This window comes from Cysteiniphilum halobium (genome assembly GCF_003574425.1).
GTDB classification, from domain to species: Bacteria; Pseudomonadota; Gammaproteobacteria; order Francisellales; family Francisellaceae; genus Caedibacter; species Caedibacter halobius.
In genome coordinates, this window is the sequence record NZ_QLIU01000057.1 from 1 (window position 1) to 12,390 (window position 12,390).

Annotated in this window: 7 protein-coding genes and 1 pseudogene; 6 read left to right on the forward strand and 2 right to left on the reverse strand. The window is 38.4% G+C overall.

What is annotated here, in order from left to right:
- Positions 1-106 (reverse strand): annotated as a pseudogene (locus DNK85_RS12635) (IS982 family transposase); the annotation flags it as partial.
- A gap of 178 nt (positions 107-284) precedes the next feature.
- The gene (locus DNK85_RS09590) at positions 285-2,444 is read right to left on the reverse strand and encodes an anthranilate synthase component I (RefSeq protein ID WP_119329354.1); all 2,160 of its coding nucleotides are present in this window, start codon (positions 2,442-2,444) and stop codon (positions 285-287) included.
- Positions 2,445-2,669: 225 nt separating this feature from the next.
- On the opposite strand from DNK85_RS09590, the gene DNK85_RS11600 reads away from it, so the two are divergent.
- The 6 genes from DNK85_RS11600 (at position 2,670) to DNK85_RS09615 (ending at position 12,358) form a co-directional block, all read left to right on the forward strand.
- Positions 2,670-2,822: a hypothetical protein gene (locus tag DNK85_RS11600; protein ID WP_162896660.1), complete on the forward strand. Its 153-nt coding sequence runs from the start codon at positions 2,670-2,672 to the stop codon at positions 2,820-2,822.
- A 42-nt stretch (positions 2,823-2,864) separates the two neighbouring features.
- Positions 2,865-3,596 (forward strand): glutathione peroxidase, encoded by a 732-nt coding sequence (locus tag DNK85_RS09595; RefSeq protein WP_119329355.1) that lies wholly within the window; start codon positions 2,865-2,867, stop codon positions 3,594-3,596.
- Between the two features lie 139 nt (positions 3,597-3,735).
- Positions 3,736-8,574, forward strand: coding sequence for an NAD-glutamate dehydrogenase (locus DNK85_RS09600; protein ID WP_119329356.1), 4,839 nt, complete (start codon positions 3,736-3,738; stop codon positions 8,572-8,574).
- 301 nt (positions 8,575-8,875) lie between these two features.
- Positions 8,876-10,291 (forward strand): bifunctional D-glycero-beta-D-manno-heptose-7-phosphate kinase/D-glycero-beta-D-manno-heptose 1-phosphate adenylyltransferase HldE, encoded by a 1,416-nt coding sequence (gene hldE / locus DNK85_RS09605; protein ID WP_119329357.1) that lies wholly within the window; start codon positions 8,876-8,878, stop codon positions 10,289-10,291.
- A 39-nt stretch (positions 10,292-10,330) separates the two neighbouring features.
- Positions 10,331-11,695, forward strand: a complete 1,365-nt coding sequence (gene mpl / locus DNK85_RS09610) for a UDP-N-acetylmuramate:L-alanyl-gamma-D-glutamyl-meso-diaminopimelate ligase (protein WP_119329358.1) — start codon at positions 10,331-10,333, stop codon at positions 11,693-11,695.
- 21 nt (positions 11,696-11,716) lie between these two features.
- Complete coding sequence (locus DNK85_RS09615) at positions 11,717-12,358, forward strand: hypothetical protein (protein ID WP_119329359.1); 642 nt, start codon at positions 11,717-11,719, stop codon at positions 12,356-12,358.
- The last annotated feature ends 32 nt before the right edge of the window (positions 12,359-12,390 follow it).

Below are 12,390 nucleotides of genomic sequence, written 5' to 3' on the forward strand. Positions count from 1 at the left end.
GCTTTGGCGCAAAGCCTCGATCTCTTAAGGGGTGTTCTTTTGTCAGGTTTTTTAATTCATTGTCTACCAAACAATACACAGAAATGATAAAGTCTTCTAATAGCATAAGGTGTGCTTCCAGTTTTTTTGTGCAAATTAAAAACTAAAGCTTTTCCTTATGCTATGCAATATCTACCACTTAAAAAAGTTGAACATGGCGTGATCTTAGCAAATAAATTAAATATCACCCATCAATTGAAGTTGGCTAAAGCAGAAGAAAAACAAGTAAGCAAAAGACAAAACAACTATTTATCAGCGGTAATATTGATCAATCTGTTTAGCACATTCTGGATAATCTTAATTCCGTTATTATCTTTTAATGTTAATATTGACTCGGGATGAAACTGCACGGCAATTGCCGGATGGGTTTTATGCATTATTGCCATAATATGCTGATACTCATTAGTAGCAATAACTTCTAAGCAGTCAGGCGTTGTGCTTGGGTCAGCGATGATCGAGTGGTAAGCGGCGACTTCAGCATTTTGTGGTACGTCTTTAAAAACATCATTGCAATGGGTTAGTTTCCAGATTTTGCCATGCTGTGGATTCTCAAGATAGGTAAGTTTACCACCAAAGGCTTGAAACATACCCTGTAAACCTAAACATACGCCAAATTGTGGAATGCCCGCTTTGGTAATGTCTTTAATCATTTGTGGAAGCTTGAAGTCATCAGGCGTGCCAGGTCCTGGCGAGTAAATCACTAAGTCAGGCTGCTGTTTAATAATTTCATTAGCATTAATGACATCTGCGCGATAGGTAGTGAGTTTGACACCCAGTTTACGAAAATAGCTTGCTAAGGTATGAACAAAAGAATCCTCATGATCGATCATAATCGCTTTGATGTGATCAAAGCGTTGCGCTTGCCATGTATTTTGGCTTACTTTAGGATTAAACTGCCCTAAGGCCCTGTAAAAGGTAGTGGCTTTGGTAATTGTCTCCAAAGCTTCTTCATGTGGGTTTGAATCCCATACTAAAGTGGCACCAGATTGATAATACGCCATATTATCTTTCAAGTGTACGGTGCGAATGGTGATGGTTGAGTTAATATCACCATTAAACCCTAAGCAGCCAATCGCGCCACCATACCAGTGACGTGGTTGTTTCTCATTGTGTTCAATAAGGTTTACAGCGCGTTTTTTAGGTGCCCCAGTTAAGGTGACTGCCCACATGTGACTTAAGAAAGCATCAAGACCATTATAGCCATCACGTAATACACCTTTAACATGATCAACTGTATGGAAAAGCCCAACATAACGTTCAATCGTGCGTCTTGAGATAAGCTCTATACTATCTGGCTCACAAATACGGGCTTTGTCATTGCGATCAACATCAGTACACATCGTCAATTCTACTTCATCTTTATAGGAATTCAGCAGCTTACGAATTTTAAGTTCATCTTCCATGGCATTGTTGCCACGGCGGATGGTACCGGAAATAGGGCAAGATTCAACGTCTTTACCTTCACAGCGTACAAACATCTCCGGTGATGTGCCAACAATTTGCTCGTCCCCCAACTGGCAGAAAAACTCATAAGGGCTTGGGTTCATTTGTTTTAAATGCATATATAGTTGTGCTGGTGAGCCTGAAACGCGTGCTTTAAACAGGCGGCTATAGACTACCTCAAAGATATTGCCTTTTTTCATCTCTTCTTTAGCGCTTTCAACAAGCTTGGCATACTCTTCATCAGTGATTGAGGTTTCAATCGTCGATTGCGCGGTGAAATTTGTTTGATCAGTAGTTAGTAACTTAAATGCATCAGTTGGACTGTTTTTTGTGGTTAGTTGTTGGTGACTAAACTCTAGTTTTAATTCAAAGGCTTGGTCTTTTTGCTTATCGATGGCATAGACATGATCAGCAAAAAATAAGTGATAAATCTTATTATCTTTGCTGCGTGCTTGTGTTAGCGGCATTGCCTCAAAAGCAAAAATAAGATCATAGGCAAATGCGCCAAAAAGCCCAAGCATATTATCTTTTAATATTGCAAATTCTTGATTAATAATGCGTAAAACAGAGGCTACAGAGGGCTGCAAGCTACGGTGTTCTTCACTAAATACTTCATTAGATAGGCGTATTGATAGTATTAATGTGTGATCATTATCTCTTTTTAAGGTGACACTGAAATTATCGGAAAAAACTGGTTCTAGTAGCTGCAATAAAATAACACCGCGTGGGTTAAGTGCATTAAAGACAACTTGATCTGTATAGGCAATAATCTCAAGTGGTGGGTTATAAAACCCAAGCTCCCAACGGTTATAGCGTCCTGGGTATTCAATCCCTGAGGAGAGCATCATGCCTTTATATTGATGCAGCGCTTCTGTGACATGATTTAACGTTGTGTATTGACGTGGCGATTTTTGATAATTTACTTCAATGCCGTGTTTGCTGATAAAAATTTGTGTGTCCATAATTATTCTTTAAATAATAATTTTAGTATTTGTGTAACGATACATGAGTATATGAAGACTGTCGATAGTTTATTCGATGTTTTTCTGTAATAGGTGGTAATCATTTTCTGAGAATAGATTTTTTATAAGTAAAACTGATCAATAATTAAAATATAATATATTTATAACATGCTTGAACGTTTGTTATAGTGTTGACATCAACCCAAATATTAAAGGAAAAAGAGCATGAAAAAGATTATAAATATCGCAGTCAGTGTTATGCTGTTAGGCAGTAATCTGGCTTTAGCAGGCACAGATTTTTATGCAACGTCGACGATGGCGCAACAAGTGCATAAGATGCAAACACACAGTTTAAATGCATCAATCAACATTAACTAAATAACCAACTAAAGAGTTGAAAATTAACATAGGAGTCAATCAATGTTTACAAACTTAGAAAACCAACAGGTACCGAATGTAACGTTTAAGACCATGCAAGATGGTCAATGGCAGGATGTGACAACAGATGATATTTTTAAAGGTAAAAATGTCATTGTTTTTTCATTACCAGGTGCCTTTACACCAACGTGCTCATCAGCCCATGTGCCGCGTTTTAACGAGCTATTTCCCGTATTTAAGCAGCATGGTATTGATCGCATTGTTTGCATGTCAGTCAATGATACTTTTGTTATGAACGCATGGAAAAAGGAACAAAAAGCCGAGAATATTGAGTTTATTCCTGATGGTAATGGTGAATTCACCGAAAAAATGGGGCTTTTAGTTAATAAAGAGGCTTTAGGTTTTGGTAAGCGCTCATGGCGTTACTCGATGCTTGTAAAAGATGGTGTGATTGTTAAGATGTTTATTGAACCAAATAAAGCAGGTGACCCGTTTGAAGTTTCTGATGCGGATACTATGCTTAAGTTTGTCGCACCTAATGCGCAATTGCCTAAAGAAGTCACAATTTTTACTAAGCCAGGTTGCCCACATTGCAAACGTGCTAAAAAGCTCTTAGCAGATCATCATCAAGGCTATGAAGAGGTTGTTTTAGGTCATGGAGCGTCAATGCGTACAGTCAAAGCTTTGACCAATCGCCAAACCGTACCACAAATTTATATGGATGGACAGCATATCGGTGGCGCAGATGATTTGGAGAAGTATTATAATAATTAACGCTTGTAGCGGAGTAAATTTACAATATGCATCAATAGGCAAAAAAACTTTAATTTTAAATAGAAGTTACTGTTGAGGGACAGGCAAAACTGGCTTATCATGCCTGCGTATTTTGTCAAAACGAAGCAATAGGTTAAAAATGCACTACAACGAGAGAACGCAAGCGGTTATTCAGAAGTTAACAAGCATGTTCAAGGATAAATTCCCAACGCAGGATGCCTCAATACTCGAATCCCTATTAAAAGCTTATGTACGTGTGATATCAGAAGATGAACTTCACCAGCGTGAGCTATTGGATTTATATGGCTCGATTATTTCTTTTTGGAAATTTATCTACAAAAATTCTGAAGGGAAAGCACTTATTCGTGCGTATAACCCAGTGTATGAGCAAAACGGCTGGGTATCACGTCATACAGTTATTGAGTTAAGTTGTCAGGATTCCCCTTTTATTGTTGATACTTTGATGATGTTGATGTCATCACTGGGGCTTGGTATTCATTTTATGATGAATATTGGCGGCATTGAGTTAAAACGCAATGCCAAAGGTAATCTGATCTCATTGACCGATAGTATGGCGGATGATGAAAATGCGACTAACAAAGTCAAAACCTGTTTAGTGATTATGGAGGTGGATCGCCAGACAGATGATAAAGTTGCACTTAAGGCAATTGAGCAAAAAATTACTGAAAACTATCAAAAGTTACAAGCTGTCGTCCGTGATTTTGAACCAATGAAGGCCGAGTTGCAAACGATGATCAAAGAGGTGCATCAACCTAAAGATAAAGTAGCACAAAATTATTATGAAGAAGCGATAGATTTCTTAGAGTTTTTAAAGAAAGATCATTTTATCTTTTTGGGCTATTGTGCTTTTAATGCGACAACTGTAAAAGGTGAAAAGGCATTTGTTGCAGAGAAATCTTCGGCATTGGGTTTGTTCTCAGTCAACGACGACTATATTACTGCTTTAAATGATATCTATGAGAAGAATCTAAATATTAACAAAAATGTTGATGCAATTTTAACAGTTGCTAAATCCGATAAAATTTCCCCAATTCACCGTCCAGCTTATATGGATATTATCTCGGTCGCAATTTACGATAAAAAAGGTGAGATCATTGGTTATAAGCGTTTATTAGGCTTGTACACATCAACAGCATATCATTCATCACCACAACAGATTCCTTTTTTGCGTTTGCGTAAAGAGATGGTGTTAAAACAATCCGGCTTTAGAAAATTCGGGCATGCTTATAAGGCGTTGAGTAATATTATCGATACTTATCCGCGTGATGAGTTGTTTTTGAGCTCAGATGAAGAGTTATTCAATACGACACTTGGTATCTATCATATTCGTGAACGTCAGGTAATGAAGCTGTTTGTTCGTAAAGATCAATTTAGCCGCTACTACTTCTGTATGCTATACATGCCTAGAGACCGTTATAACTCAGAAGTCAGAGAACGTGTTGAGCGCATTTTGTTAAAAACATTGAATGGTCAACGTGTCACTTTCAAAACCAACTTCTTAGAAAGTGTATTATGTCGCATTGATTTTACTGTTTATCTTGATGGCAATGATCCAGTAGACCATGTTGATTTTGAATTATTAGAGGATCAAATCAAAAGTGTTGAGCGCCAATGGAGTGATGATCTTTTTGATGAGTTAATTGAAGAGTTTGGTGAGAATAAAGGTAGATCTTATGCGCAAGAATATGCACATGCCTTCTCTTCTGGCTATAAAGATGACTACATTCCACGTAAAGCAGTTTCTGATATTGTGCATTTTGAGCAGGCGCGTAAAAATCGCCTGTCGATGAGTTTATATCAAGTTTTGGAGGAGTCCGGGGACCGTTTGCATTTTAAATTATTCTTAAAAGATCAGGCAATACAGTTAAGTCAAGTCATGCCAATTTTAGAGAACTTTGGTTTGTCAGTGGCAGAAGAGCGTCCTTATAAGGTTAAGCCGAAATCAGGTGGCTTTGTCTGGTTGTCGGATTTTGCCTTGTTAACTAGTAAGCCGGTTGAAATTTCTGAAGTAACCGATAAGTTAAAGGAGGCATTTGCTGTAACTTGGGCAGGTATTGCTGAGAATGATCGTTTTAATTCATTAATTGTTTACGCAGGTCTAAATTGGCGTGAAGTAGCCATTGTGCGTGCCTATACACGCTATATGACACAAATTGGTGTACGTTTTAGTCAGCAATATATCGAAGATACTTATATCGAGTACGCTGAGATTGTTCGCTTGATGGTGTCACTGTTTGATGCACGTTTTAATCCAGACTATGCACAAAAAGAACGTCAAGCTAAAGTTAATAATATTCGTGACATGCTTAAAGCAAAACTTATTAACGTTGCTAGCCTTGATCAAGATAAACTGTTACGTCGATTATATGAAGTGATTGAAGCGACGCAAAGAACCAACTTCTATCAAAAAGATGCACATAATCAGCATAAAGAATATATCTCTTTTAAGTTGATCCCAGCAAAAATTTCTGAAATGCCAAAGCCTGTACCAATGTTTGAGATCTTTATGTATTCTCCTCGTGTTGAAGGCGTGCATTTACGTGGCGCTAAAGTCGCGCGTGGTGGGCTTCGCTGGTCAGATAGAAAAGAAGACTATCGCACTGAAGTATTGGGATTAGTCAAAGCACAGCAAGTTAAAAATGCAGTGATTGTGCCACTGGGCGCTAAGGGTGGTTTCTTACCAAAAAGGTTACCAATAACTGAAGGACGTGAAGCCGTTATGGAAGAAGCCATTAGCTGCTATCGTATGTTTATTAGCTCATTACTAGATATTACGGATAACATCAAAAATAATAAAGTCATTAAGCCACAAAGCGTTGTTTGTTATGATGAGGATGATCCGTACCTGGTTGTCGCTGCAGATAAGGGTACGGCAACATTCTCTGATATTGCAAATAGTGTTGCTGCAGAATATGATTTTTGGTTAGGGGATGCTTTTGCTTCGGGTGGCTCTAATGGTTATGACCATAAGAAAATGGGTATTACCGCGCGAGGTGCTTGGGAGTCGGTTAAACGCCATTTCAGAGAAAGAGGAAAAGATATACAAACTGAGGATTTTACGGTTGTCGGTATAGGGGATATGGCAGGAGATGTATTTGGTAATGGTATGTTATTATCCAAGCACATTTGTTTGGTGGGTGCATTTAACCATATGCATATCTTTATTGATCCAAATCCAGATGTCGCTTCAAGCTATGAAGAAAGAAAGCGTTTGTTTGATTTGCCACGCTCAAGTTGGGAAGACTACAACCAAAAGCTTATTTCACAAGGAGGAGGCATATTTAGCCGCCAATCTAAGAGTATTACATTAAGTCCTGAAATGAAAGTTCTGTTAAAAACAGAAGCAGATCAATTAGAACCTAATAAATTAATTCAGTTATTATTGAAAGCGGAATATGAATTATTGTGGAATGGTGGCATTGGTACTTATGTCAAAGCCCATACTGAAAGCAATGAAGCTGTAGGTGACCGTGCGAATGATTCGGTACGTATTAATGGACGTGATTTGAACTGTTTGGTTGTTGGTGAAGGTGGTAATCTAGGTTGCACACAGTTAGGGCGTATTGAATATGCCTTAAAAGGTGGTTCAATCAACACAGATGCGATTGATAATGCTGCTGGTGTTGACTGCTCAGATCATGAAGTAAATATTAAGATTTTGCTAAATATGGCGATTGAAAATGGTGATTTATCTGAAAGTAGTCGTAATAAGCTATTGGCTGAGATGTCTGACGATGTTGCGTATTTAGTGCTTAAAAATAACTATGCACAAAACCGTACAATTGCTAATGAATTGCAATCACAAGAGCGTTATTTTGTTGAGTCGTATGCGCGTTTAATGCGTGAGCTTGAGCGCAAAATGCAGCTGGATCGTGAAGTGGAATACTTGCCAACTGACAAGATGTTACAATCTCGTGCGTTATCAGGTAAAAGCTTAACAGCGCCTGAGTTTTCCGTGATTATGGCGTATACCAAAACAATGATTAAGCAACAGATTTTAAAGTCTGACTTACCAGATGACCCACATTTTAACTTCTTCTTGTTGTGGGAGTTTCCAACTATTTTGCGTGAGAGATATGCTGATTTAATGCAAGGGCATAAGTTGAAACGTGAAATTATTGCAACTCAGATCACCAATGCAGTTACTTTGCATATGGGGGTTACCTTTATTCAACGCTTATATGATGAGACAGGAGCTTCAGTTGCTGACATTATTAAAGCGTTTATTGCCGTAGTTGAGATCTTCTCTTTGGATAAACTATGGCAAAAAGTTGAGAAGTTAAGTGGGCAAGTAAGTGTTGGAAGCACTCAGAAATGTCTACAAATCTTATTTAGGTTCGTGCGTCGCAATTGCCGCTGGATTTTACGCAATGAGCCTAAGGGCTTTCCGATTACTGAGGTGATTGAGAAGTATCGGCACACCGCGCCTAGTGCATTAAAAGTATTTCCAAGATTGTTAATTTCATCAGAAAAACAAAAGATTGAAGATAAGGCGACTACTTTAATTGACGCCGGTGTGCCAAAAGCAATTGTTGATCAGGTGTTATCATTTAAAATGGCAACGTCGGTCATGGATTTAGCACATAGTATAGAGATATCAAAGGATAGTAAGGCATTCGAAAAAATTGCTATTTTGCTTAATCAAAAGCTATGGTTATCCTGGTTTAGAAGCTGCATTAATCATTTAGGTGGCAAGCAATCTTATTGGGGTACGCTATCAACATCTGCCTTGCGTGATGATCTTGATAAAATGCAATACCGTTTAGTCAGACGTGTCATCGAGTTTACTAAGGATATTGATGACGTTAATGAGAAAGTTGACCATTGGCTTAATACCAACAGTAGTTATTTAGCACGATGGATAGGTTTGATCGAAGATATGCGTACAGATGAACCAAACTTTGAGTCTGTTAATATTGCCTTTAGAAGTTTAAGTGATCTGGCAAGATCGCATTAACCTTAAAGCTTGATAGCGTTTAATGCTATCAAGCCTTATATTATCTTACAAATAGCGGCTATGACCATATTTCTGCCCACTTTGATTGTGTAAGCGCTGGCTGAGCGTAAGTCGAAGCCTCTATGAAGTGTGATTTTTTTGAAGTGTTCAGTGTACCCTTCGACTTACGCTCAGGGTGCGGTTAGCACTTGTGGGTGAATATTTAGTCTTAACTCAAATAGCACTGACGACAAACTGTAATTTTATTAAGCTTTAGTGTAGTATTGTGCCTATTCTTATCAGGGCTTAATTAAGATAGACAATGCAAAGCAATTTACAAAAAGCACGCGTTTTAGTTGTGGGTGATGTGATGTTGGATCGTTATTACTATGGCTCAACAGAACGTATTTCACCTGAAGCACCTGTTCCTGTGGTGCATGTTAAGAATATTCAGGATCGTGCAGGTGGTGCGGGTAACGTCGCTTTAAATGTTACCTCATTAGCAGGACAAGCAGGAATTTGCGCGATGGTGGGTCAGGATGAGCCCGCGCGCATTCTAAAAAACTTTTTAGCTGAGCAATCAATTTACAGTCATCTGATTGAAACTCAGTTACCCACAATCACCAAGTTAAGGGTTCTATCACAAAAGCAGCAGCTGTTACGCCTTGACTTTGAAGAGGGTTTTGCACAAGTTGATGAAGGTGTCTTGTATCGCCATGTTGAGGCAGTGCTGAAAAACTATAATGTAATGGTATTGTCAGATTATGGCAAAGGCACATTACATGATGTGCAAAAACTGATTAAGTTGGCAAATAATCAACAGATTGCAACATTGGTTGACCCTAAGGGCAATGACTTTAGTATCTATCAAGGTGCTACTTTAATTACCCCCAATCGTAAAGAGTTTCAGGCAGTTGTTGGCAAGTGTCACACTGAAGATGAGCTGATTACTAAAGCGAATCAATTAATAGCAAACTGTCATTTAGGTGGGCTGTTAATTACCCGCAGTGAAGAGGGTATGACGTTGGTGTTAAAAAATGGCGAGGTAACAACAATTCCTACCGTTGCCAAAGAGGTCTTTGATGTCACCGGTGCTGGTGATACTGTTATTGCGGTTATGGCAATGGCCGTTTCATGTGGTTATGATTACATCTCAGCGATGCGTTTAGCGAATGCCGCAGCAGGTGTAGTGGTTGGCAAAGTAGGAACGGCAACGCTTAATGCACAGGAGTTACACGATTCATTACATGCACAAGCTAGAGTACACAAAGGAATTTTAAGCCAAAATGAACTTAAAAAAGCGATGCACGAAGTCCATCTTCAAGGTGAGAAAGTAGTGATGACCAATGGCTGCTTTGATATTTTGCATGCTGGACATGTTGAATATTTACAAAAAGCGCGTGCTTTAGGTGATCGCTTGATTGTTGCTGTTAATACTGATGCTTCAGTTAAACGCTTAAAAGGTGAATCTCGTCCTTATGTCAGTTTACAGTCGCGAATGGAAGTCCTTGCGGCACTAGGGTGTGTCGATTGGGTTGTAGCTTTTGATGAAGATACACCTAAGCGTATTATCAGTGAGTTGTTACCAGATATTTTGGTTAAGGGTGCTGATTATGAAATCGCGCAAATTGCGGGTGCCAAGGAAGTATTAGCCGCAGGTGGCGAGGTCAAAACCATCACCCTAAAGCCAAGTCACTCGAGCACATCGATTATTGAAAAAATAAAAAGTCATAAGTAGAAAATTTAAAAATAAATAATTAAAAAAGGTTTCTTTAACATGAAACACATTCATATATTAGGCATTTGTGGTACTTTTATGGGGGCTTTAGCGCTATTGGCGCGTGAAAAAGGTTATAAAGTCACAGGTAGTGATCAGAATGTTTACCCACCAATGAGCACGTATCTTGCAGCTCAAGGTATTAAGCTTATATCTGGTTATGATTATGATATTAAATCACTTAATCCTGATCAGGTGATCATCGGCAATACAATGCGTCGTGGCATGCCGATTGTTGAGCATTTATTAAATAGTAAACTTGAGTATTTTTCAGGGCCTGAGTGGCTTTATCAAGAAATTCTTAAACAGAAGAAAGTCATTGCGATTGCCGGCACACATGGCAAAACAACAACCACCTCAATGGTGATTAAATTGATGGATGATATGGGATTGAATCCAAGCTTTCTTGTAGGTGGAATTACGCAAGACTTTGGGGTGTCATCGCGCTTAACGAATTCAGAGTACTTTGTGATTGAAGCTGATGAATATGATACGGCATTTTTTGATAAGCGCTCGAAGTTTATGCATTATCATCCAGATGTGTTGGTGATTAATAATCTTGAATTTGATCACGCTGATATTTTTAATTCGATAGAGGATATTTATCGCCAATTTCACCACCTAATGCGCCTGCTACCTGGCAAGGTGACGGTTATTTATCCTGAGCATGATACGCATATTGATAAGCTACTAGCGATGGGTTTCTGGTCTGAACGTTGCCCACTGCAAGGTGATAATGGGCTTGATATCAAGCCTATACTTGAAGACTATAGCCAGTTTGAGATCATAGATCACAATAAAACACTTAAGATTAACTGGTCGCTGCTAGGTGAGCATAATGCCAAAAACGCATTATCAGCTTATGCGGTTTTAAAAACACTGGGTGTTTCATTAGATAAAGTAACGGATAGTTTTAAAAATTTTAAAGGGGTTAAACGGCGTCTTGAATGTATTGCTGAAAATATACACTATGCTATTTATGATGATTTTGCCCATCACCCAACAGCAATAGCGGAAACACTCAAAGCAATTAAAGCACGTGCGACAGATAAGGAAAGAGTCGTCGCGATTTTAGAGCCACGCTCAAACACGATGAAAATGGGAGTGCAAGAAGCAGCATTGATTAATGCACTTAATATTGCTGATGAAGTTTGGTTTTATCAAAACAGTGTGATGCAGTGGCAAGCGGCATCTTATGCCAAAGACAACTTTCTGGTATTTGATCAGGTTGCTGATATTGCTGAGCGTTTCAAACAATCACAGAATGAGCGTTTTACCCATTACGTCATTATGAGTAATGGTGCTTTTGATGGGTTGCATCAGGCATTAAGCACGTTGGCAGTGAAGGAGAAAGGTATAGTTTAACTAAATGGAAAGGGAAAAATCATGTTTTTAAATTTCTTTGATGGTATAGTGCCTGTTATCCTGACCTCGATTTCAGTACTTTTGGGGTTTGTATATAAAACATATAAAAATAGAAGTTATATAAGGCGTGTTGATGAAAAGCTTCTAAGATCTATCAATGCTATTTGTAATGTTGAGCATGTTGAGATTAAACAAGAGAGGAAGCAGATGATAAAGCGGGCAAAATATTCATATTACACTCGCCTTTATGGATTACTTCCGATAACTGTTAAGGGATATGAGGGCATACATAGTTATATGTGTCAGTATAACTTACATTACTCAGTCATAAAAAGTGCGTGTATATGTTTAAAGGGAAAAAGGCTTATTGTTAAGAAGTGGCTTATTGTTTTGAAGGTTATAGGGTTAAGCTTTATTGTTGCCCTCGCGGCATATTTAGGATTAAGAATGATGCCTAATCAAACAATGCAAGATTGGCATGCAGTAAGACCTTATGTGCACTATATAGCAAGCTGTGTATTTATAATGGCCGCAATGATTGGCGGTTTGCATATAAGCAATATGATATTTGCCTATTTGGAGGCGCCTAAAGTTTTAGAAAACATTAATTTGAAAAAAGAGCTTATATCACCGCATAGAGCTCTGGCAATGTCTGCCAAATGATTAGAAGGGTTTAGGCTGAAGTCTGTTATTCA